Genomic DNA, 21,719 nt, shown 5'->3' with positions numbered 1-21,719 from the left:
GTCAACTCCCCTGCCCGGTCTGCTCGTAGGTGATCAGGGGGGTGTTCGGCTGGTCGGGTGTGGCTTCGAGCAGCGCGACGACGCCCAGCGCGGCGCCCACGGCAAGGGCGGCGGCGAGCGCGACGGTCAGCGCGGCAGCGAGCAGTCTCGACATCGCAGGGTCAGCCTCTCTGTCCGGATTCGTCCGGAGATCGTCCGGAGGTTGCCCCACCCCGGCACCCCGTCCCTGCCTGTCGCGCCCCAGTCTCGACAAGCATTGACACCCCGTCAAGAGCCGCCTACGGTTCCCGGCCCAGCCGCACGCGCTGTTTTCTCCGCCGTGCCGGCCCTCTCGTACGTCGAGCCGTCCCAAGCCACTGGAGTGCCCGGATGCGCCGTACAACCTCTCCATTTTCCCTGATCCTGCTGGGTCTCGGCACGTTCCTGCTGGCGCTGGCGCCACTGCTCGCCTGGTACGTGCAGCCGCGCGCCGCGGTGAACCCGATCGACATCGACACGACCGCCGTCTACACCGGCCGGGGCAGCGTCTTCGACACTGACCGGATCGAGACGGTGCCCGACCGGAAGATCACGGTGACCCAGCGGGTGCGGGGCAACGTCGAGGACAGCGAACGCAGCGGCAACGCCGTCTGGGACGTGACGACCACGGTCGACACCGACAAGTCGCTGCCGGCCGCCGATCCGCACGACGCGCTGGACTTCACGCCGCACCGCTGGGTGATGGACCGGAAGACCACCCGGCCCGTGCACTGCTGCGGCGAGAAGCCGTACATCGAGGGCGAGGCCTACCTGAAGTTCCCCTTCGACGTGCAGAAACGCTCGTACCAGTGGTGGGACAACACCCTCGGCGACACGGTCGTGCTGCGCTACCGGGGCACCGAGAAGGTCCAGGGCTACACGGGCTACAAGTTCACCGGCTCCGTACCGCCGACGAGGACCGGCACGCGGATGGTCCCCGGCAGCCTCGTCGACCAGCCCGGGCGGCCGCAGGTGCTGGCCGAGGAGTGGTACTCCAACCACGGCTTCGAGCTGGTCGTCGACCAGGCCACCGGCCGGGTGATCTACGCGCAGACCGGACCCAGGCGGACCCTGCGGGCGCCGGGCGGGAAGAAGGACGCGGCGGTGCTGCTGGACAGCCGGAAGGTCTCGTTCACGACCGAGACGCAGAAGGAGGCCGTGCGGCAGGCGAAGCGGGACAGCGGTCAACTGCGCCTGGTGGGTACGACGTTGCCGATCGGGGCCGGTGTGGCGGGTGTGCTGCTCGCGGTGGCGGGTGGCGTTCTGGTGGCGCGTGGGCGGAAGGAGCCGGAGCAGCCCACTCCGTCCGATACGTCCAGTACGCCCCAGCCCACCCTCACGATGTGATGTGACGTCAGCTCTAACAAAGCCCGAAATTGTCACGTCGGTGAGTAGCCGTGGAGAACGTCCGGGCGAAAACTGTCCAACCCCACCCGAGCACAACCCGTCCACACTCCCCTCCCAGGAAGGGCTCAGGCCCCCCACAGCAAGACCCCCAGAGCCAGACCTGCCCCCACGCTGAGTTCCGCACCCCGAGACGAGTTGGAGCACCCATGCCCCAGCACGTGCCGTCCCAGCTGCGTGCCGCGTCCCCCAGCGCGCCGCAGCACCTTCCGGCGCTTCCCCCACATCCGCGCCGGATCGTCTTCCTGGCCCATCGTGATCTGGACAATCCGTCCGCCGGCGGCTCCGAGCTGCTGGTCGACAAGCTCGCCGACGGCCTGACCCGGCTCGGCCACCAGGTGACCCTGCTGTGCGGGGGCCCCGCGGCCTTCCGGGACTACCGGGTCGTGTCGGCGGGCGGCCCGTACGGGCACTACCTGCGCGCCCGGTCGGCCTTCGCCCGCCAGGTCGGCGACTGCGACCTGCTGGTCGAGGTGTGCAACGGCATGCCGTACCTGGCGCCGCTGTGGCACTCCGGGCCCACGCTGTGCCTGGTCAACCACGTCCACACCGACCTGTGGAAGATGCGCTTCGGCGGGCCGCTGGCGCCTGCCGCGCGGATCGGCCGAAGACTCGAACACTGGGCCCTGACCGGGGCGCAGCAGCGGAGTCTGCTGGTCGCGGTCTCCCCCTCCACCGCCCACGCGCTGCGCGCGATCGGCGTCGAGCGCGACCGTATCCGGGTCGTGCACAACGGCGTCGAGGAGCCTGCGCCACGGGCCGAGCGCTCCCCCGAGCCGTTGTTCGTCGCCGTCGGCCGGCTTGTCGAGTACAAGCGGATCGATCTGCTGCTGCGGTTGTGGGAGCGGGTGCGGCCGGTCACCGGCGGGCGGCTGGTCATCGTCGGGGACGGACCCGAGCGCGGAAGACTGGAGCAACTCGCCGGCCCCGGTGTGGAGTTCACCGGCTATGTCTCGGAGGCCGAGAAGCACCGGCTGCTGTGCGCGGCCTGGTTGCTGCTGCACCCTTCCGCCGTGGAGGGGTGGGGCCTGGTCGTGACGGAGGCAGCGGCGCGGGAGACGCCGACCGTGGCCTTCGACGTGCCGGGGCTCAAGGACTCCGTGGTGGACGGTGAGACCGGAGTTCTCGCGCGCGGCGAGTCCTCGTTCGCCGCCGCGTGGTGCGCGCTCGGCCTGTCCGGGCCGCGGCGGGAGCTGATGGGCAAGGCGGCCCGGGAGCGGGCGGCGCAGTTCCGGTGGGACCGGACCGTTCGGCAGTTCCGGGCGGTGGCCGCGGAGGCGGTGAGGGGCTGGGCTCCGTGATACCGCCCAAGCGCCCACGCGGCGGAGCCACACGTGTCACAGCCGCGCGCCCCCATGGGAGCGACCCCTCCGTGCGCCGGTCCCTCGCCCTGTTCCGTGCCTTCCTCCACGAACAGGACGATCCCGAGAGCTGCTACTCGCTGCTCGCCCGGGACGCCGCCGACCAGGTCGAGGCCTACGACGGGCCCGTCGCCGGACGTACCGTCGTCGACGTCGGCGGCGGCAGCGGCTACTTCACCGAGGAGTTCCGGCGACGCGGAGCGCACGCGTTCCTCTTCGAGCCTGACCTGGCCGAACTCGGCGGGAAGCCCCCCGAATCGGCCGTCGTCGCCGACGGGTACCTGCTGCCCCTGCGGGACGGCGTCGCGGACGTCACGTTCTCCTCCAACGTGCTGGAGCACGTGGCCGACCCGGAGACGTTCCTCAGTGAACTGGCCCGGGTGACGCGGCCCGGCGGGCTGATCTACGTGTCGTTCACCAACTGGCTGTCGCCGTGGGGCGGGCACGAGTGGGCCCCGTGGCACTACTTCGGTGCCGAGCGGGCCCGGGCGCGCTATCTGCGGCGGACCGGCAGGCCCGCCAAGCACACGCTCGGCGAGAACCTCTTCGCGGTGCACATCGGATCCACCCTGCGGCAGGTGCGTGCCCGGGACGACGTCACGGTCGTCTCGGCGCGCTCCCGCTACTGGCCGTTCCTCGCGGAGGCCGTCGTCAAGGCGCCCGGCATCCGTGAGTTCGCCACCTGGAACCTCCTCCTCATCCTGCGGCGGTGTCCTACATGACAACCACGGTCCAGGCTCCTCCACCGGCAGCCGTCCCCACCACCGCGACCGCGGCGGGCCCGCCCGAGGGCCCGAGGTCGCGGCGCTGGCTGCTGGGTTTCTGGGCCGTGGTGTTCGTGCTGCTCCTGGCGGTGCAGCCGGGACGGCAGACGTTCGACACCAAACTCGGGGTGACGGTCGACCCGGGCCAGTTCCTCGCCGACCTGGGGCAGTTGTGGCACGACCGGGCCGGATTCGGCGGGATCCAGGACCAGTACGTCGGCTATCTGTGGCCCATGCTGCCGTTCTACTGGCTGTGCGACCTCGTACAACTGCCGGTGTGGCTGGCGGAGCGGCTGTGGATGTCGCTGATCGTGTCCGTCGCCTTCTGGGGTGCGCTGCGGCTGGCCGAGCGGCTGCGGGTGGGCAGTGCTGCCTCCCGGCTGCTGGGTGCCGCGGCGTACGCGCTGTGGCCGGTGTTCACCACCGTCATCGGCTCCACGTCGGCCGCCGCGCTGCCCGGCGCGTTCCTGCCGTGGGTGCTGCTGCCCCTGACGAACGAGCGGTACGCCGCCCGGGTCGCGGCCCTGCGGTCGGCGCTGCTGGTGCCGTTCATGGGCGGCGTGAACGCCTCGGCGACACTGGCGTCCCTGCTGCCGGTCGGGCTGTATCTGCTGTCCCGGCCGCCCGGCCCGCGGCAGCGCAAGCTGATCGCCTGGTGGGCTCCGGCCGTGATCGTCGTGACGGCCTGGTGGTGGGTGCCGCTGCTGCTGCTCGGCGTCTACGGCGAGAACTTCCTGCCGTACATAGAGACGTCGCAGACCACGACGGACACCATGGCGGCGACCGAGGCGCTGCGCGGCGCCGGTAACTGGGTCGCCTACCTGCACTTCGGTGAGGCGTGGCTGCCCGCGGGGTGGGCCGTGGCCTCGTCGGTCGTCGTGATCGTGTGCTCGGCGCTGGCGGCCGGGCTCGGTCTCGCCGGGCTCGCCCGGCGGGACATGCCCGAGCGGCGGTGGCTCGTGCTGACGGTGCTCGTGGCGGCGCTGGTGCTGCTCGCCGGGTACGGCGGAGCGTTCGGGGCGCCGTTCCACGGGGTCGTGCAGGGCTGGCTGGACGGCTGGCTGTCGCCGTTCCGCAACATCTACAAGTTCCAGACGGGCCTGGCGCTGGCGTTCGTGCTGGGCCTGGCCCATCTGGTGGGTGTGGCCGCCGAGCGGCGCGGGGCCCGCCCGGTGCGCGGCCGGCGCTTCGCCCCGCTGGTCGCGGCGGTGCTGATCCTGCCGGGGCTGCTGTGGCCGTACCTCAACGGCTCGATCCTCAACCCCGGTTCCTTCCAGAAGCTCCCCACCTACTGGCAGGCCACGGCCGACTGGCTGGAGAAGTACTCGCCCGACTCGCGCGCCCTGGTCGTCCCGGCGACCGCGCACGGCGTCTACACCTGGGGCTCGCCCATCGACCAGCCGCTCGACGTGCTCGCCGAGTCGCGGTGGGCGCAGCGCGACTACGTCCCCTTCGGCACGCCCGGGAACCGGCGCGCGATGGACGCGGTCGAGCAGGCGCTGCTGTCCGGTGCCGAAGTCCCGGGCCTCGCCGACTACTTGAGCCGGGCCGGGCTGTACTACGTCGTCGTACGCAACGATCTCGACCCCGACCAGATCGGCTATGTGCCGACGGCGACCGTCAAGCGCACCCTCGAACAGTCGGGGTACGAGCGGGTGACGGGGCTGGGGCCGGTCATGACCGGCGGCCGGATCGCGCAGGACGCCCCGCTCCAGGTCGAGGGACTGTACGCGCAGCAGCGGGCGGTGGAGATCTACCGGCCGGCCGGCCAGGACGTGGTCCGGCCCGGGCAGGCGGGACTCATGCCGGTCTCCGACACGGCCGTGGTGTCCGGCGGCCCGGAGGCGCTGCTGCCGCTGGCGTCCCGGCTGCGCGGGCGGGCGGCCGTCCTCACCGGCGACAACCACCCGGGGCTCGGCACCCCGGCGGTGCAGGTGGTGGGCGACGGGATGCGGCGCGCCGACACCCGGTTCGGCGTGGTCAACGCCGGTACGTCGTACACGTACACGCGCGACGAGCGCAACGCGCCCGACGCCCAGCAGGACCCGGGCGAGAAGCCCCGCCAGATCCTGCCGACCGAGGGCGCCGAGCACCAGACGGTGGCCGAACTGCGCGGCGCCCGCTCGGTGACGGCCTCCTCGTACGGCAACTGGCTGTTCCACCTGCCGCAGTTCGACCCGGTGAACGCCTTCGACGGCAACCCGGACACCGCGTGGACGGAGGGCTCGCCGGACACGCCGGACGGACAATGGCTGCGCATCGGCTTCACCGGCTCCTACGACATGCCGTCCTCCTTCAAGGTCACGCCGCTGCCACAGGAGGGCGTGCGGGCGGCGGCGACGAAGGTGCGGGTGGAGACGGAGAAGGGCGAGCGGACGAGCTTCCTGAGGCCGAACGGCACGGCGCAGAGCGTCAAGGCGCCCGAGGGCGGCACCCGGTGGATGAAGCTGACGATCGTCGACTCGGTGGAGCGCCGGGCCGGGCTCACCGGCGCGGGCTTCTCCGAGATCGACCTGCCGGACGTGCAGGTGACGCGGCTGCTGCGGCTCCCTGCGGACGCGGACGACGCGACCGCGGCCGCCACGGTCGTCTCCCTGCACCGGGCCTCCGACCCGACCGGCCTCTCCGCGACCGGCACCGAGGCCGGCCTGCACCGCCGCTTCGCGACACCGGCCGCCGGAACGTACGAGGTCACGGCGAGCGCGGTGCCGGTGCCGGGCGAGGAACTCGACCGGCTGCTGTACGAGGTCGCGCCGGAGCAGCAGTCCCGGATCGTCGCCACCGCCGACTCCACGGCGAGCCTCGGCGCGGGCCTCGCGGCACGCAACCTCACCGACGGCGACCTGACGACGGCGTGGGTCGCGGGCGACCGGCCGACGATCCACCTGAGCTGGGAGGGCAAGCAGCCGGTCGGCGAACTCGTCCTGGCCCCCGCGGGCGGTCTGTCCGCCCGCGCCTCCCAGGTGCACATCAGCTCCCCGGACGGCGCGACGATCGCCGGCGTCGACGAGAACGGCTGGGTCCGCTTCCCGCCGATCACCACCGACCGGCTCGACATCACGATCACCGAGACGGCCCCGCTGACCCTGCACAACCCGGTCGCCGACGAGAAGCTGCGCCTCCCGGTGGGCCTCACGGAGGCGTACATCCCCTCCCTGGACCAGTACCGCACCCCGCAGCCGGACGGCACCCGGAAGTTCTCCCTGCCGTGCGGCAAGGGCCCCGACGTGGCGCTGGACGGTGAGCTGTACCAGACGGGCGCGAAGGGCACCGTGCGTGACCTGGTGGAACGGCGGTCCGTCGAGGTGACGCTCTGCCAGGAGGGCCGCAGCGACCGCGAGGTGCAGCTGTCCTCGGGCGACCACCGGCTGGAGGGCGGCGACGCCGGCCCCCTCGCGCTGACCGACGTCACCCTGACCCGCGGGACGGTCCCGGAGGCCGCCGCGGCCGGGCGTGAGCTGCGGGTCCGGGACTGGCTGGGCGACCGGCGCGAGGTGTCGGTCGGCTCGGGCGCGGCCTCGTACCTGACGACGTACGAGAACTTCAACGACGGCTGGAAGGCCACCCTGAACGGCAAGGAGCTCACCCCGCTGCGGCTGGACGGCTGGCAGCAGGGCTGGCGGATCCCGGCCGGGGCGGGCGGCGCGGTCAAGCTGTCCTACGAACCGGCCACCACGTACGACGCCGGGCTGATCGGCAGCGGCGCCGGCATCGCGGTGCTGCTGGGCCTGGCGCTCTGGCGCCGCCGCGCCCCCAACCCCGACGCTCCGCAGCCGGCCCCGCCGCTGCCCGGCCTGTGGCTCGGCACGGTGGCGCTGACGCTGGCCGGGGCGGTGATCGCGGGGTGGCTCGCGCTGCTGGTCCCGGCGCTGGCGCTGCTCGCGGCCAGGCGGCACGCGCTGCTGGTGCCGATCGCGTTCGCGGCGCTGGCGGGGGCGGGCATCGCCGCCGCGTTCGGGGCCGGGGAGCCGGTGGGCGCGGGCGAGGGAGCGTTCGGCCGTACGGCCCAACTGCTGGCCTTGATCGGCTTGTTCGCGGGACTGGTGAGTCTGCGGGAGGGGCCCTCCTCCGAGGCGCCGACGCAGCAGCTGCCCAGGACGACGGACACGGGGAAGGGCGAGCCCGCATGACGGCACCGGTACGCATCCCGTTCCCGGTGGTGGACGAGGTGTCCCGGCACTGCTTCCAGGAGGAGGAACCGGAGACGGTCCACATCGAGGTCCACCTCCCCGGCCCCGTCGACCGGATGCGTCTGCGCAAGGCGTTCACGGAGGCCCTGCACCGGCATCCGCGCATTCTGATGCGGGAGGCGAAAGGGCCGTGGTACCGGCGGCGGTACGAGTGGGAGCTGACGCCGGAGCCCGATGTGGAGGTGGTGACCTTCGCCCCGCCGGGGCCGCGGGCGCTCCAGGACGCCAGGACCCGGGCCCTGACGGAGGCGCCACCGCTGTCGGTGTCCCCGCCGATACGGCTCGAGGTGGTGGACTCGGTCCTCTTCCTCACCATCAACCACACCGCCCTCGACGGCCCGGCCTGCCTCCGCGTCCTGGCCACGGCCGCCGAACTCTACGGAGGCAGGGACAACGCCCCCGCGGCACCCCCGGTCCGCCCCGCGGAGCCCCGGCAAGAACCCTCGGACACTCCGACCAGCTGGTCACCCCCCGCACGGGTGGCGCCGGGCACCCCGGACCCCTCCCCCGGCAACGGCATGCTGGTGACGGAACTCCCCCTCCCCCACCGCCCCAAGGGCTCCCCCTACACCGTCAACGACCAGCTCATGGTCACCACGGCCCTGACCATCGCCCACTGGAACAGGGAGCACGGCGCCCGGCCCCGCCCCCTGCGCATCACCATGCCCGTGGACGACCGTCCCCGCGACACCACGATGCCCATCGGCAACGGCACCCGCCTGGTGGAAGTCCCCTTCGCCCCATCCGAGTTGGACCGCCCGGACATGTCCGCCCTGCTCCGGCGCACCGCGGAGCGGACCCGGGCGCTGAAGGCCCTCCCCCGCCCCCAACTGGGCCACGGCGCCGCCCTCCTCACCGCCCCCTGGGCCCCGGTCGCCGCCCGCGCCGCGCTCACCCGCGCCCTGCGCCGGGCCGCCGCGCCCTGGACGTCGACCACCTTGCTCAGCAACATCGGCCGTATCCCGTACCCGCTGGACTTCGGGGAGGAGACGGGCCGCGCGCACGCGGTCTGGTTCTCGGCGCCGGCCAGGATGCCGCGCGGCCTCACCGTGACCACCGCCTCCACCGCCGGCCGCCTCCACCTGGCCCTGCGCTGGTCCCGGGCCCTGCTCAGCCACGGCGACGGCGCCCACCTCCGCGACCTGTTCGAGCACTATCTGCACACCACGGAGGTGAGCCCGTGACGAGCGCCCCCGCCCGGCCCCCCGAGTTGCGTGACTTCTACGAGAACCCGGCCGTCCCCGTCTCCTCCGGCACCCCGCGCAGCATCCGCCAGGCCCGCATGCTGGCCGCGGCCCTCGGACCGGCCACGACCGGTGACGCACGGACAGTCCTCGACATCGGCTGCGGGGACGGCACCGCCGCGGCCGTCGCCGCGCCCTTCCTCCCCGGCCACCGCGTCATCGGCGTCGACTGGTCGCAGGACGCCCTCAGGCGCGCCCGCACCCGCATCCCGTACGCGGTCCGCGGCGAACTCACCGGCGGCGGACTGCCGTTCGCGGCGGAGTCGGCCGACGCCGTGCTGTTCAGCGAGGTGATCGAGCACCTGGTCGACCCGGACGCGGCGCTCGACGAGATCCGCAGGATCCTGCGGCCCGGCGGGCATCTGATGCTGTCCACGCCGAACCTGGCCGCCTGGTACAACCGCGCGTTGCTGCTCGCCGGCGTCCAGCCGGTCTTCTCCGAGGTCAGCCTGCGCGGCATCCACGGCCGCCCGGGCCGTGAGGTCGTAGGACATCTGCGCCTCTACACCGCCCGCGCGCTGCGGGAGTTCGTCGCCGCGTCCGGGTTCACGGTCGTGGCGCTCGAGGGCGCTCCCTTCCACGGCGTACCGCGCCCGCTGCGGCCGCTGGACCGGCTGGCCTGTGCCCGGCCGCAGCTCGCGTCGATCCTGCTGCTGCACGCCAGGAGGACGTAGCCCATGTGGTGGGGAGTGGCCGCGGCCCTGCTGGCGAACACCCTGTACAGCCTGGGCTTCGTGCTGGAGAAGCGGGCGCTCACCTCGCTCCCCGAGGTGAGCATCCGGCAGCCGGCCCGGCTGTTGCGCCTCGTCCTCGGCAGCCCCCTGTGGATCGGCGGCTCCCTCGCCCTGGCCGCCGGTTTCGCCGCGCAGCTCGTCGTCTACCGCACCCTCCCGATCGCCGCCGCGCAGGGCATCTTCGTCTCCGGCCTGGTGCTGCTCGTGCTGCTGTCGGCCCGGCTGCTCGGCGAGGAGACGAGCGGCCGGGAGCGGTACGCGCTGGGTGCGATCCTGCTCGCCCTGCTGATGGTGGTGCTGTCGCTGCGCGAGGGCTCCGACACCGTCAGCCAGGACGCGCCGTACCAGCTGATCCTGCTGGTGTGCGTGCCGTCGCTGGCGGCCGGGCTGTGGCTGTACGGCTCCGCCGAGCGGCGGGCCCGCAACCGGCACCGGCGGCCGACGACCGGCGTCGAGTACGGGGTGGCCGTGGGCCTGCTGTACGGCGTCAGTTCGCTGGCCATCAAAGGCGTGTCGAGCCATCTGACGACCAGCGGGATCGGCGGTGCGGTGCTGGACCTGCTGAGCTCCCCGTATCCGTATCTGCTGCTGTTCACCGGTGTGTTCGGCCTGGTGATGTCGCAGGCGGCGCTCCAGCGCTGCCGGGCCTCGCTGATCGTGCCGGTGTGCACGACCGTGACGTCCCTGTTCACGGCGGTGCTCGGCACGCTGTCGTTCGGCGAGGCCCTGCCGGACGAGCCGCTGCGGCTCGCGCTGCGGGTGGCGGGCACGGCCCTGGCGGTCGCCGTGCTGCTGACCATGCCGAAGCACGACCCTGCTCCCCAACCCCCCGCACCAGCCAAGGAGTTGGCCTCCCCATGAAGCCCGACGACCCGCTGCTGAAGATCCTTGCCTGCCCGCTCGACAAGGGCCCGCTGCATCTGCTGGCCGAGGAGGCCGGGCAGGAGGAGGCGCTGTACAACCCGCGGTTGCGCCGCCGCTATCCGATCGTCGACGGCATTCCGCAGCTGCTGCCGTCCTCGGGCGAGCAGGTCCCGGACGACGAACACGAGGAACTTCTCCAGAGGATGGCCCCATGACCAGCCTGGCAGCCCGCCTCGCTCCCCTCCTGCCCACCCGTCTGGTGGCCGCGACGGCCCGGGCGCTCTACCCACGGTTCGAACCGGAGCTGGCCCGGCTCGCCGAGCTGTGCCCGCCGGACTGCGGTACGGCGGTGGACGTCGGCGGCTGGTACGGGCCCTGGACGCACAGGCTGTCCGGTCTGGCCGAGCACGTCGTGACGATCGAACCGGTGCCCCATCTGGCCCGGCTGCTGGCCGCCGCCGTCCCGCCGAACGTACGGGTGATCCGTGCCGCGGCCTCGGACCGCCCGGGCATCGCCCGCCTGTGGCTGCCGCCGGACGACTCCGGTGACCGGGGCGTGTCGTCGCTGGTGCGGCGTGACATCCACGGCCGGGCGCTGGACGTCCCCTGCGTCACGCTGGACGAGCTGGGCTTGCGGAACGTCGGCTTCATCAAGATCGACGTGGACGGCAACGAGCCGGCGGTCCTGCGCGGCGCGACGGGCCTGCTGGCCCGCGACCGCCCGGCCCTGTTCGTGGAGCTGGAGTCCCGCATCCAGCCGATCGGCCCGGTGGTGACGTACCTGTCACTGCTCGGCTACGACGGCTGGGTCCTGCCCGGCGACCGGTGGGTGCCGCTGGCGAAGTTCCCCCTGGAGGCGCACCAGGCGGACGCCTCCTACGTGGTCTCGCACGGCCTGCTCCGCCGCGTCCTGCCGTACAACGTGCTGCGCGGCCCGCGCTACGTCAACTCGGTGCTCTTCCTCCCGGACGGCCGCCGCCCGGGCACCGCGCCGGTGGGCGACGATGGTTCCCATGCCCTCCGGAAAGCGCCCCGCTAGCCCCTTCACACCGCTCGGCTTCCAGCTGGTGCTGCTGCGCCGCATGGCCGACCACAACCCGGATCTGGTGGAGGAGGCCCGTCACGAGCTGGGGGTCTCCCTCGCGGACATGCGCGAGGCCAACAAGCGCTGGCAGGCGATGGTCCGTTCCCCGCGGTCCCGCTCGTCCCTCTCCCGCTACCGCTCGGTGCTGGGCGAGCCCGAGTCCCGTACCGCCCGCCGGATCGGCGACCTGGACTGCGAGGCCTGGCTCTGGCCCCTCCCCCTCTGGCCCGACCTGCGCTTCGAGGTCCTGACCGCCCCGAACGGGGCGGTGTGGAACGAGTGGCTGGTCCGCGCCGCGGGCGCCGAGGGACCCGGGCTGCGCACGCTCGACGACCTCACCCCCTGGTCCTGCACGGTCGACGAGGCGGCCCGCGCCTTCGCCCCGGCCCGTCCTCTGGAGGGCACGGCCCCGACCCGCTGGGGTCTGGCGTTCACCGCGCCGGACGGGCAGGGCGTGCGGTGGGAGGTCGTCGCGGAGTTCACGTGGGGGCTGGTGCAGCGGGTGGCCGTCACCGGCCGTCAGGGCTGAGGCGGTCCCACCCGGTCGAGGGCCGGGAGGAACGGGGCGTCGCCCTGTGCCCGCGGCGCCCGGTGTGATCAGCCGGCGGCGGCCAGGACCGCCTCGACCACCCGCGGCACGGACTCCGGGTGCAGCCACAGGAACAGGTTCGGCTCGACCAGCTCCAGTTCCATCACGCACGGCTCCCCGTCCGCCCCGGTGACGAGGTCCACGCGCGCGTACAGCAGCTCCGCCTGCCCGGGTACGGCGGCCAGCGCCCGCTCGGCGACGTCGAGTTCGGCGGCGGTCGGTTCCCAGGGTTCGAGGTCGGGGTGGGCGACCTTGTCGGCGTCGTACGGTGTGCCCGGCGCGAGGACCGCGCCCTTGCGGCTGGCGTGCAGCAGGCGTCCGCCGAAGAACTGCAGGGCCCGCTCGCCGGCGGAGTCGATGCTGCGCACGTACGGCTGCACCATCGCCGTGAAGCCCTCGGCGTGCATCCGCTCGAGCTGTCGTAGGGCCGTTTCGTGCTCGTCGTGGGTGTAGCGGGCGGCGAAACGGGCGCCGGCGCCGGCGGTGGGCTTGACGACGTACTCCTGGTGGTCAGGGAGGTCGGCGGGCTCGCCGGGCGCTATGTACCGGGTGGGGACGACGGGCACACCGGCAGCCGCCAGATCCCCGAGGTACCGCTTGTCCGTGTTCCACCGCACGACCCCGGGCGGGTTGGCGAGCCGCGTCAGCGTCCCGCACCGCTCCACCCACGCCGCGAACTCCTCCGTCCGCCAGCTGTAGTCCCAGGTCGACCGGATCACGGCGAGGTCGAAGGCGCCCCAGTCGGCGCCGGATGCGTCCCAGGGCACGGCGACGGCCTCGGCACCGGCGTCCCGCAGCGCCCGCACCAGCAGGGGAAGGTCCTGGTCCTTGCCGGGCTCAGGACCGGAGTCGTAGGTGACGAGTGCGATACGGGGCACAAAGGGCTCCCTCTTCGGGCTGATCGGTTGATCGACCGGCAGGCTAACAACCGCTGCGGGAACCACAACAGCCCGCTTGACCTTCACCTTCGGTGAGCCCCCAGCATCGGTGGCGGAACCCGAGGGAGGTGGCGAGGTGCACCGGGACATGCTGACGATCGGCGCGTTCGCGAAGGCGTGCCGGCTTTCGCCGAAGGCACTGCGCCTGTACGACGAGCTGGACCTGCTGCGGCCCGCCCGGGTGGACCCGGACACCGGATACCGGTACTACGCGGTCGGGCAGCTGGAGCAGGCCCGGCTGGTGGCGTGGCTGCGTCGGCTGGGCATGCCGCTGGCCGAGATCCGCCAGGTGTGCCGCCTCCACGACCGCGACTCCACGTCCGCCGCCCGCGAGATCCGCGCCTACTGGGCGCGTGTCGAGGCGGAGACGGCGGTACGGCGGGACCTCGCCGCGTTCCTGGTCGATCACCTGACAGCGGACTCGCCCGAGTCCCGAAAGGACACCGCCATGCTGGAACTGCGTTACTCCGCCCACTCGGACACCGGTCGCGTCCGGCCCGCCAACCAGGACACGGCGTACGCGGGCGGCCGGCTGCTCGCCGTCGCCGACGGCTTCGGACCGGCGGGCGCACCCGCGAGCAGCGCCGCCGTGGAGGCACTGCGCTTCCTGGACACGGACGAGATCCCGGCCGGCGGGGTCCTCAACCTCCTGGAGGACGCCGTGCGGGGCGCGGCCCAGGCCGTCCGGGACGTGGCCGACGGCGCCGACGACATCGGCACGACCCTGACCGCGCTGCTGTGGACCGGTTCGCGGCTGGCCCTGGTGCACATCGGCGACTCCCGTGCCTACCTGCTGCGCGACGGCGAACTGTTCCTCATCACCCACGACCACACGGTCGTCCAGTCGATGATCGACGAGGGGCGTCTGACGCCCGAGGAGGCCGTCTCCCACCCCCAGCGGGCCTTCCTCCTCAAGGCCCTGACGGGCGACGGCACGCCCACGATCCCGGACTTCCGCCTGCACGACGCCCGCCCGGGCGACCGCTATCTGCTGTGCTCCGACGGCCTGTCGAGCGTGGTCCCCGAGGACCGGATCGGGGAGCTCCTCGCCCCGCCCACCGCCCCCGACGAGACGGTCCGGGCCCTGGTCACCGCGGCCAACGAGGCCGGCGGGCCGGACAACGTCAGCTGTGTGGTGGCGGACGTGGTGCAGAGGGGGGAGCGCACGGACGACCAGGGTTAGGACTCCTCCTACGACTCCTCCGGCTCCCAGTCCAGCAACCGCACCTTCGCCACCGTGCGGACGTGACGCCGCATGGCCGCGGCCGCCTGGCGGGGCTGCTCTGCGGCGATCGCGTCGAGGATGGCCTGGTGCTGGGAGAGGGAGCGGGACGGGCGGCCCGGCTGGCGGAGGGACTCGGTGCGGCTCTCGGCGATCTGCTCGGTGATGGAGCGCATGAACTCCGCGAGCAGAGCGCTGTGGGCCGCCGCCGTCACGGCCGCGTGGAAGAGCCGGTCGCCCTCGACGCCGTGACCGCCCGCCTCGATCTCCTCCGCCATGTGCGAGAGCGCCGAGCGCATCGCGTCCAGGTCCTCCTCCGAGCGCCGCTCCGCGGCCAGTTCGGCGAGCTTCGTCTCCAGCGCCTCCCGGGCCTCCAGTACGTCGGGCAGGCGCCGGCGGCGTTCCACCATCCGCTCGACCGGCTCGGTGTCGAGGCTGTCGCGCACGAGGTACGTGCCGCCCCCGTGCCGGGCCTCCACCAGGCCCTGGACCTCCAGCACCACGATCGCCTGCTTCACCGAGGCGCGGCTCACCCCGAGCCGCTGGGCCAGATCCCGCTCGGGCGGCAGCCGGTCGCCGGCGCGCAGGCCGCCCTCGGCGACGTACTGACGCAGCCGCTCCAGCACCTGCTCGTAGAGGCGCTGTTTGGCCATGGGGCGCAGGGCGTCGGTCATGAGTCCCCCTCTCGCCGGGAGCGTAACACCGGCCCCTCACGGTGGCCGAGTGGCTGAACCAATTGTTGCGCACCCCCTTGACGGACGTGCGGGCCGGACCCACGCTGTTCAGCCAACGCACCTCAAGTGGTTCAGCCACTCGGCCACTCTCCTGGGTGCTCCCAGCCGCTCCGGGGCCCAAAGACGGGAGCCCGTATGTCCCCCGAACTCATCTCGATCCTCGTCCTCGTCGTGGTGTTCGTCATCGCCACCACCCGTTCCGTCAACATGGGCGCGCTCGCCTTCGCCGCCGCCTTCGGGGTCGGCGGGCTCGTCGCCGATCTCGACGCGGACGGCATCTTCGCCGGCTTCCCCGGCGACCTGTTCGTCGTCCTGGTCGGCGTCACGTACCTCTTCGCCATCGCCCGCGCCAACGGCACCACCGACTGGCTGGTGCACGCCGCCGTCCGGCTCGTGCGGGGGCGGGTGGCGCTCATCCCCTGGGTGATGTTCGCGCTGACCGGCACCCTCACGGCGATCGGCGCGGTCAGCCCGGCCGCGGTGGCGATCGTCGCCCCGATCGCCCTGAGCTTTGCCGCCCGGTACGGGATCAGCCCGCTGCTGATGGGCGCGATGGTGGTCCACGGCGCCCAGGCCGGCGGCTTCTCCCCGATCAGCATCTACGGCTCGATCGTCAACGGCATCGTCGAACGCGAGAACCTCCCCGGCAACGAGGTGGTCCTGTTCCTGTCGTCCCTCGCGGCGAACCTGGTGATCGCGGGGGTGGTGTTCGTGGTGTGCGGGGGCTTGAAGCTGTGGGCGCAGGGGGCGGTGGACGAACGTGACGGCGGCGGCAGTCCCGCCCCGGCTGCGGGCAATCGTGCCGCTGGGGCGGCACCCGTCCCGCAGAAAGCGGCACCCCGCACCGCCGAGCCGCGGACCGACCCCACCTCGGCAACCGGCACGCCGAGCCCGGAGACGACCACCCTCACCCCGGCCCGCACAGCCACCCTCACCTCCCTCCTCGCCCTGGTGCTCGCCGTCCTCGTCTTCGATCTCGACGCCGGCCTCACCGCCATCACCCTCGCCGTCGTCCTCAGCACGCTGTGGCCCGACGACAGCCGCAAGGCCGTGGGCGAGATCGCCTGGCCGACAGTCCTCCTCATCTGCGGCGTCCTCACCTACGTAGGCGTCCTCGACGAGATGGGCACCATCACCTGGGCAGGCGAGGGCGTGGGCAACATCGGCGTCCCCCTGCTGGCAGCCGTCCTGCTCTGCTACATCGGCGCCCTCGTCTCCGCGTTCGCCTCCTCCGTGGGGATCATGGGCGCCCTGATCCCCCTGGCCGTGCCGTTCCTGGAACGGGGCGAGATCGGCGCGATCGGCATGGTGGCCGCACTCGCCGTGTCGGCGACGGTCGTGGACGTGAGCCCGTTCTCCACGAACGGCGCACTGGTCCTGGCCGCCGCCCCGGACGTCGACCGTGAGCGTTTCTTCCGGCAGCTGATGGTGTACGGAGGGATCGTGGTGGCGGTCGTACCGGCGGCGGCGTGGCTGGTCATGGTCGTCCCCGGCTGGGGATAGCCGGCCGCTGACCGGTCCGACAGAAAACAGCTAAGGAGATGTGACGCGTGACCCCTCTCTTCCCGGCCCTGACCGAAGCCCCGGCCGACGGCTCGGCCGACCGCCCCGCCCTCCGCTTCGGCGAGCGCTCCCTGACCTACGCGCAGCTCGCCGCCGCGGCCGGCGCACTCACAGGCCGCATCGGCGACGCCACGCGGGTCGCCGTCTGGGCTACCCCCACCATGGAGACCGCCGTCGCCGTCGTCGCCGCGCTGCTGGCCGGCGTGCCCGCCGTGCCGCTCAACCCCAAGTCGGGCGAGAAGGAGCTCGGGCACATCCTGTCCGACAGCGCCCCCGGCCTGGTGCTCACGGCACCGGACGACCAACTCCCGGCCCCGGTAAGGGATCTGCCCCGCCTCGACGTCGACGTGCACGGCACCGGGCCGGTCCCCGAGGAGCACGCCGACGAGTCCGACCCGGCGCTGATCGTCTACACCTCCGGCACCACCGGCCCGCCCAAAGGCGCAGTCATCCCGCGCCGGGCGATCGCCTCGACCCTGGACGCCCTGGCCGACGCGTGGCAGTGGACCAGTGACGACGTACTCGTGCACGGACTGCCGCTGTTCCATGTGCACGGCCTGGTCCTGGGCGCCCTCGGCCCCCTGCGGCGCGGCGGCTCGCTGCGGCACCTGGGCCGCTTCAGCACGCAGGGCGTCGCCCGGGAACTGAACGCCGGGGCGACCATGCTGTTCGGCGTGCCGACGATGTACCACCGGATCGCGGAGTCGGTGACCGGCGACCCGGAGCTGGTGAAGGCGCTGACCGGGGCCCGGCTGCTGGTGTCCGGTTCCGCCGCGCTGCCCGTGCACGACCACGGGCGGATCGCGACGGCGACCGGACGGCGGGTGATCGAGCGGTACGGCATGACGGAGACGCTGATGAACACCAGCGTCCGCGCCGACGGCGAGGCCCGCCCGGGCACGGTCGGCGTGCCGCTGCCGGGCGTGGAGCTGAGGCTGGTCGAGGAGGACGGCTCGGAGGTCACCGCGTACGACGGGGAGACGGTGGGCGAGATCCAGGTGCGCGGGCCGAACCTGTTCACGGAGTATCTGAACCGGCCCGACGCCACCGCCGCCGCCTTCACCGCCGACGGCTGGTTCCGCACCGGCGACATGGCGGTGCGCGACCCCGACGGCTACGTCCGGATCGTCGGCCGCAAGGCCACCGACCTGATCAAGAGCGGCGGTTACAAGATCGGGGCGGGTGAGATCGAGAACGCGCTCCTGGAACACCCGGGGGTGCGGGAGGCCGCCGTCACCGGGGAGCCGGACCCCGACCTGGGCGAGCGGATCGTGGCGTGGATCGTGCCGGCGGAGCACCGGTCCCCGCCGTCCCTCGACGAGTTGGCGGATCACGTGGCCAGTCGTCTCGCCCCGCACAAGCGCCCGCGGGTCGTCCACCACCTCGACGCCCTGCCCCGCAACGACATGGGGAAGATCATGAAGCGGGCGCTGCCCCATGACTGAGCGCCTCCCCGCGACCGAGCGCACCTCCGCGACCGAGCGCCTCTCCGCCCGCGCGGTCGCCGACGCCCTCGCCGACGATGCCACCTTCACCGAACTGCCCGTCACCATAAGGAAGTCCAAGCCGGACGGCCCGCTCGCCTGGCCCGGCTACGACGCCTCCCGCGCCCGTGCCGCCGAGCGCACCGGCGAGCAGGAGTCCGTGGTCTGCGGCAGCGCCCGGGTCGGCGGCAGCCGGGCCGTGCTGATCGCGTTCGAGTTCGGCTTCCTCGGCGGCTCCCTGGGCGAGCGCACCGGCGACCGGCTGGAGGCGGCGTACGCCTACGCCCGTGAGCACCGCCTCCCGGTCGTGCCGCTGGTCGCCACCGGCGGCAGCCGGATGCAGGAGGGCATGCTCGCCCTCACCCAACTCCAGCGGGTCGCCCGTCAGTCGGCGCTCACCAGGGAGGCGGGTCTCGCGCAGATCGCCGTGCTGCGCGACCCGACCACCGGGGGCGGCTGGGCCACCCTGGGCGCGGGCGCCGACGTGGTCCTCGCGCTGCCCGGGGCCCAGGTCGGCTTCGCCGGCTCCCGGGTGCGGCCGGCGGACGCGGCCCCGGCGGCGTACACGGCCGAGGCGCAGGTCGCGGCGGGGGCGGCGGACGCGGTCGTACGACCGGAGGAGCTGCGGGAGACGCTGGGCCGGTGGCTGCGGCTGCTGACGTGCCCGTCCGGCACACCGGCGCCGCCGCCCGGGCCGCTCGGTGACGACGCGGGCCTGCCCGCCACCGGCTGGGACGCCGTCCGGCGCGCCCGCTCGCCCCGGCGCCCGCGCGCCGCCGCCTACTTGGACGCCTACTTCTCCGACCGGGCCGCGATCAGCGGCGACCGCTGCGGCGGCACGGACCCGGACGGCATGCTGTGCGGCTTCGGCACGCACGAGGGGCGCACGGTCGCGTACGCCGCGCAGACCGGCACCGCGACCCGCCCCGCCGGCTATCGCACCGCCGCCCGTCTGATCCGCCTCGCGGACCGGCTGGGCATCCCGGTGCTGACCCTCGTGGACACCCCGGGCGCCGCCAACGACGCGGAGGCGGAGCGGCAGGGCGCGGGCGCCGCGATCGCGGACCTGTTCGGCGCGGTGGCGGGCGCCCGCACCCCGCTGACGACGCTGGTGATCGGCGAGGGCGGTTCCGGCGGCGCGCTGGCGCTGGCCGCGCCCGGCAACACCTGGGCCACCCCGGACAGTTACTTCTCGGTGATCGCGCCGGAGCTCGCGGCGGCCATTCTCAAGCGGCCGCCGCGCGAGGTGGAGGCGACGGCGGACCGGCTGCGCATCCGGCCGCAGGATCTCGTGGAGCTGGGGGTGATCCGGGGGACCGTGGGACCGTGAGTTCGGTGGATGCCCCACGCGACATCAAGTACCTTCCGTAACAACGGAAACGCTGAGCGCAGTGGGACGACGGGGGTGCCGTGGACGGGTTGGTCGAGTTCAGGACCGGTGACGGTGGCGTGGTCGCGGTCGAGGCGGTGGAGGAGCGGTCCGGCTCCCGCCTGGTCTCCCGCGGCGACGGCACGGTCCAGGCGACCCGCACCTTCGAGGGCGCCCTGGACGGGGTGCGCTCGGCGGCGGAGTCCGCGCTGCGGGTGTTCCGGGACGGCTCGCTCAAGCCCGACGGCGTGGAGATCGAGTTCGGGGTGAAACTCTCCGCGGAGACGGGCGCGTTCATCGCCAAGGGCACCGCCGAGGGCCATCTGGTGGTCAAGCTGTCCTGGTCCCCGTCCGCTCAGCAGGCCGGCGCTCCGGAGGCCGGCGCCGCGTCATGAACAGCGCCGTGGACAGCGCACTGGTGGGAGCCCTGAACAGCGCCGAGTGGCACGCCCGGATCGAGTTACGGGGCCGGGTGGCCGGAGCGGGCTTCCTGGTCGCGCCCGGCACGGTGCTGACGTGCGCCCACGTCGTCGGGGACAGCGAGGACCTGACGGTGACCTTCACGGAGCGGCCCGGCTCCGCGCCCGTGCCCGCCCGGGTGGTCGCCCATGGCGGCTGGACCGGCTCCAGCACCGACCTGGGCGACCTCGCCGTGCTGGAACTCGACCGGGAGACGCCCATCGCCCCGGCCGCCCTGGCCCCGGTCGACGCCGCGCACGGCACAACGCCGCGCAAGCTCGTCGTCTACGGCTTCCCGGCCGGCTTCGACGAGGGCACCCTCGCCGAATACCGCGTCACCGCACCGCAGTTGATCAAACGGGAGTGGATCCAGCTGGAGGCCTGGCACCCGGGCGGCCAGCCCCTGGCCCCCGGCTTCAGCGGGGCCGCCGTCACCCTGGCCGACACCGGCGAGGTCGTCGGCATGGTCACGGCGGCGGCCGGCACCCGGGACGTGCGCAACGGCCGGATGATGCCCACCCAGGTGATGGCCCGCTACTGGCCCGCGCTCCAGAGCCTGGTCCCGACCTCGGACCACACCACCGCCGACCGGGCCCGGCTGCGCGCCCTGGTGGAGAAGGCGGAGCGCGCCGGCGTGGACTGCGACCCGGTCCGGCTCTACACCGCGGCAGCCGACCCGTTCGATCCGCCGGCGCCCGAGGAGGGGTTCGACTCGCTGTGGTCGGCGGCCCTGTTCGTGCTGTGCGAACTCGACGGCCCGGGCGCGGCGCGGACGGTGTCCCGGTTCGCCGACCGGCTTCAGGCCCTGCTGCACACCCCGGCCGTGGAGCCGTCGGGGCCCGACTGGTCGCCCATCCTCGTGGAGCTCGGGCACAGCGGCGCGGGTGACGGCCTGGTCCGCGTCGAGGTGTCCGCGTACAGCGAGGGGCGGCGGCACCCGGTGGACTCGGGCACGGTCGAGCAGCACCGGCTGCGGGCGTACGTGCGGGACCACATCGAGGCGGCCTTCCGGTATCTGACGCCCGGTGCCGACGAGTTGGTCGCCTTCGCGCTGCCGCGGGACTGGCTGGACTGGCCCGTCGACCGCTGGGAGAGCGCCCCCGACGACCCCACCCCGCTCGGCTGCCTCTATCCGCTGGTCGTCACCGACCACGCCCGGCGCAAGGCCAGCACCCGGCATGTCCTGACCCGGGCCTGGAAGCGCCTGGACACCTTGCCGGGCGCGCGCATGCACCGTGTGGAGTGCGGCGGGCCGGAGGAGCCCGGGCGGCTGCGGCTGCGGCTGCGACGCCCCGACGCCTGCCTCGCCGGGTTCGGCGCCGCCCCGGCCGCCTCGCGCACCCGGCCGCACTTCGACACCTCGCTCACGGCGCCGGCCCCGGTGATCGTGTGGTCGCGCGACGGCTGCGGCTCGGGGCAGGAGGACTGCTCCGGAGCGGACGGCTGCACCGGCAAGGCCTTCCTCGACGCGCTCGACGCCTGCCTCACGGCCGTACCGCCCGCCGAACTGCCCCGGCAGATCCTGGCGCTGCGCGAGGAGGCCGACGCAGAGGAGGAGCACTGGGCCCACGGCATCCAGCTGCTGTGGGACGACCCGCGCGTCTTCACCGACCCGCACGCCGTCGCCGCGACCCACGCCCGGACCCCGGTGGCCTGACCCACCGCGGACCCGGCCCGGCGCCCTTGAGAACCACCAGC

19 protein-coding genes are annotated in these 21,719 nt (G+C 73.5%); 16 read left to right on the top strand and 3 right to left on the bottom strand.

The features are described 5' to 3' along the window. Position 1 precedes the first annotated feature (1 nt). A complete protein-coding gene (locus QC385_RS27350) occupies positions 2 to 154 on the bottom strand; it encodes a hypothetical protein (RefSeq protein ID WP_167533774.1) in 153 nt (50 codons plus the stop codon). A gap of 215 nt (positions 155 to 369) precedes the next feature. On the opposite strand from QC385_RS27350, the gene QC385_RS27345 reads away from it, so the two are divergent. From QC385_RS27345 to QC385_RS27300, 10 genes are all read left to right on the top strand, one after another. After that, the gene (locus QC385_RS27345; protein ID WP_279544027.1) at positions 370 to 1,365 is read left to right on the top strand and encodes a DUF3068 domain-containing protein; all 996 of its coding nucleotides are present in this window, start codon (positions 370 to 372) and stop codon (positions 1,363 to 1,365) included. Positions 1,366 to 1,571: 206 nt separating this feature from the next. Beyond that, a complete protein-coding gene (locus tag QC385_RS27340) occupies positions 1,572 to 2,723 on the top strand; it encodes a glycosyltransferase family 4 protein (protein WP_279544026.1) in 1,152 nt (383 codons plus the stop codon). A gap of 71 nt (positions 2,724 to 2,794) precedes the next feature. After that, the gene (locus QC385_RS27335) at positions 2,795 to 3,505 is read left to right on the top strand and encodes a class I SAM-dependent methyltransferase (RefSeq protein WP_279544025.1); all 711 of its coding nucleotides are present in this window, start codon (positions 2,795 to 2,797) and stop codon (positions 3,503 to 3,505) included. Continuing rightward, positions 3,502 to 7,677 (top strand): alpha-(1->3)-arabinofuranosyltransferase, encoded by a 4,176-nt coding sequence (locus QC385_RS27330; protein WP_279544083.1) that lies wholly within the window; start codon positions 3,502 to 3,504, stop codon positions 7,675 to 7,677. Before QC385_RS27335 ends, QC385_RS27330 begins: the two co-directional genes overlap by 4 nt. Beyond that, a complete protein-coding gene (locus QC385_RS27325) occupies positions 7,674 to 8,921 on the top strand; it encodes a condensation protein (protein ID WP_279544024.1) in 1,248 nt (415 codons plus the stop codon). The genes QC385_RS27330 and QC385_RS27325 overlap by 4 nt, the downstream gene beginning before the upstream one ends. Continuing rightward, the gene (locus QC385_RS27320) at positions 8,918 to 9,655 is read left to right on the top strand and encodes a class I SAM-dependent methyltransferase (RefSeq protein ID WP_279544023.1); all 738 of its coding nucleotides are present in this window, start codon (positions 8,918 to 8,920) and stop codon (positions 9,653 to 9,655) included. The genes QC385_RS27325 and QC385_RS27320 overlap by 4 nt, the downstream gene beginning before the upstream one ends. A 15-nt stretch (positions 9,656 to 9,670) precedes the next feature. Further along, positions 9,671 to 10,576, top strand: a complete 906-nt coding sequence (locus QC385_RS27315) for a hypothetical protein (protein ID WP_279544082.1) — start codon at positions 9,671 to 9,673, stop codon at positions 10,574 to 10,576. After that, entirely contained in the window at positions 10,573 to 10,794 is a 222-nt protein-coding gene (locus tag QC385_RS27310) for a Trm112 family protein (protein WP_010042297.1), read from the top strand. Before QC385_RS27315 ends, QC385_RS27310 begins: the two co-directional genes overlap by 4 nt. Beyond that, positions 10,791 to 11,618: an FkbM family methyltransferase gene (locus tag QC385_RS27305; protein ID WP_279544022.1), complete on the top strand. Its 828-nt coding sequence runs from the start codon at positions 10,791 to 10,793 to the stop codon at positions 11,616 to 11,618. The genes QC385_RS27310 and QC385_RS27305 overlap by 4 nt, the downstream gene beginning before the upstream one ends. Next, positions 11,584 to 12,192: a hypothetical protein gene (locus QC385_RS27300; RefSeq protein ID WP_279544021.1), complete on the top strand. Its 609-nt coding sequence runs from the start codon at positions 11,584 to 11,586 to the stop codon at positions 12,190 to 12,192. Before QC385_RS27305 ends, QC385_RS27300 begins: the two co-directional genes overlap by 35 nt. A 68-nt stretch (positions 12,193 to 12,260) precedes the next feature. Here the strand turns inward: QC385_RS27300 and QC385_RS27295 are convergent, their stop codons facing one another. Further along, positions 12,261 to 13,130, bottom strand: coding sequence for an ATP-grasp domain-containing protein (locus QC385_RS27295; protein ID WP_279544020.1), 870 nt, complete (start codon positions 13,128 to 13,130; stop codon positions 12,261 to 12,263). A gap of 148 nt (positions 13,131 to 13,278) precedes the next feature. Here QC385_RS27295 and QC385_RS27290 point away from each other — a divergent pair, with 148 nt between their 5' ends. After that, positions 13,279 to 14,373: a MerR family transcriptional regulator gene (locus tag QC385_RS27290; RefSeq protein ID WP_279544019.1), complete on the top strand. Its 1,095-nt coding sequence runs from the start codon at positions 13,279 to 13,281 to the stop codon at positions 14,371 to 14,373. Positions 14,374 to 14,381: 8 nt separating this feature from the next. Here QC385_RS27290 and QC385_RS27285 read toward each other — a convergent pair whose 3' ends face one another. Then, the gene (locus tag QC385_RS27285) at positions 14,382 to 15,086 is read right to left on the bottom strand and encodes a FadR/GntR family transcriptional regulator (RefSeq protein WP_279544018.1); all 705 of its coding nucleotides are present in this window, start codon (positions 15,084 to 15,086) and stop codon (positions 14,382 to 14,384) included. Positions 15,087 to 15,281: 195 nt separating this feature from the next. Here QC385_RS27285 and QC385_RS27280 point away from each other — a divergent pair, with 195 nt between their 5' ends. The 5 genes from QC385_RS27280 (at position 15,282) to QC385_RS27260 (ending at position 21,678) form a co-directional block, all read left to right on the top strand. After that, positions 15,282 to 16,649, top strand: coding sequence for an SLC13 family permease (locus QC385_RS27280; RefSeq protein ID WP_279544017.1), 1,368 nt, complete (start codon positions 15,282 to 15,284; stop codon positions 16,647 to 16,649). 47 nt (positions 16,650 to 16,696) lie between these two features. Next, on the top strand, positions 16,697 to 18,154 hold the full coding sequence (locus tag QC385_RS27275; protein WP_279544016.1) for an acyl-CoA synthetase: 1,458 nt from the start codon (positions 16,697 to 16,699) through the stop codon (positions 18,152 to 18,154). Continuing rightward, positions 18,147 to 19,523 (top strand): carboxyl transferase domain-containing protein, encoded by a 1,377-nt coding sequence (locus QC385_RS27270; protein ID WP_279544015.1) that lies wholly within the window; start codon positions 18,147 to 18,149, stop codon positions 19,521 to 19,523. Before QC385_RS27275 ends, QC385_RS27270 begins: the two co-directional genes overlap by 8 nt. A gap of 80 nt (positions 19,524 to 19,603) precedes the next feature. Continuing rightward, complete coding sequence (locus QC385_RS27265) at positions 19,604 to 19,957, top strand: CU044_2847 family protein (RefSeq protein ID WP_279544014.1); 354 nt, start codon at positions 19,604 to 19,606, stop codon at positions 19,955 to 19,957. Then, complete coding sequence (locus tag QC385_RS27260) at positions 19,954 to 21,678, top strand: VMAP-C domain-containing protein (protein ID WP_279544013.1); 1,725 nt, start codon at positions 19,954 to 19,956, stop codon at positions 21,676 to 21,678. Before QC385_RS27265 ends, QC385_RS27260 begins: the two co-directional genes overlap by 4 nt. The last annotated feature ends 41 nt before the right edge of the window (positions 21,679 to 21,719 follow it).

The sequence above is a fragment of the Streptomyces sp. DH10 genome (assembly GCF_029813805.1).
Lineage (GTDB): Bacteria > Actinomycetota > Actinomycetes > Streptomycetales > Streptomycetaceae > Streptomyces > Streptomyces coeruleofuscus.
Note: the sequence above shows the minus strand (reverse complement) of the source record. Positions and strands in the feature narration are given on the sequence as shown.

Coding starts and splice junctions, on each gene's coding strand:
- QC385_RS27305 (WP_279544022.1), top strand. CDS start 10,791: ATGACCAGCCTGGCAGCCCGCCTCGCTCCCCTCCTGCCCACCCGTCTG.
- QC385_RS27345 (WP_279544027.1), top strand. CDS start 370: ATGCGCCGTACAACCTCTCCATTTTCCCTGATCCTGCTGGGTCTCGGC.
- QC385_RS27290 (WP_279544019.1), top strand. CDS start 13,279: ATGCTGACGATCGGCGCGTTCGCGAAGGCGTGCCGGCTTTCGCCGAAG.
- QC385_RS27285 (WP_279544018.1), bottom strand. CDS start 15,086: ATGACCGACGCCCTGCGCCCCATGGCCAAACAGCGCCTCTACGAGCAG.
- QC385_RS27310 (WP_010042297.1), top strand. CDS start 10,573: ATGAAGCCCGACGACCCGCTGCTGAAGATCCTTGCCTGCCCGCTCGAC.
- QC385_RS27325 (WP_279544024.1), top strand. CDS start 7,674: ATGACGGCACCGGTACGCATCCCGTTCCCGGTGGTGGACGAGGTGTCC.
- QC385_RS27270 (WP_279544015.1), top strand. CDS start 18,147: ATGACTGAGCGCCTCCCCGCGACCGAGCGCACCTCCGCGACCGAGCGC.
- QC385_RS27280 (WP_279544017.1), top strand. CDS start 15,282: ATGTCCCCCGAACTCATCTCGATCCTCGTCCTCGTCGTGGTGTTCGTC.
- QC385_RS27340 (WP_279544026.1), top strand. CDS start 1,572: ATGCCCCAGCACGTGCCGTCCCAGCTGCGTGCCGCGTCCCCCAGCGCG.
- QC385_RS27260 (WP_279544013.1), top strand. CDS start 19,954: ATGAACAGCGCCGTGGACAGCGCACTGGTGGGAGCCCTGAACAGCGCC.
- QC385_RS27350 (WP_167533774.1), bottom strand. CDS start 154: ATGTCGAGACTGCTCGCTGCCGCGCTGACCGTCGCGCTCGCCGCCGCC.
- QC385_RS27330 (WP_279544083.1), top strand. CDS start 3,502: ATGACAACCACGGTCCAGGCTCCTCCACCGGCAGCCGTCCCCACCACC.
- QC385_RS27300 (WP_279544021.1), top strand. CDS start 11,584: ATGGTTCCCATGCCCTCCGGAAAGCGCCCCGCTAGCCCCTTCACACCG.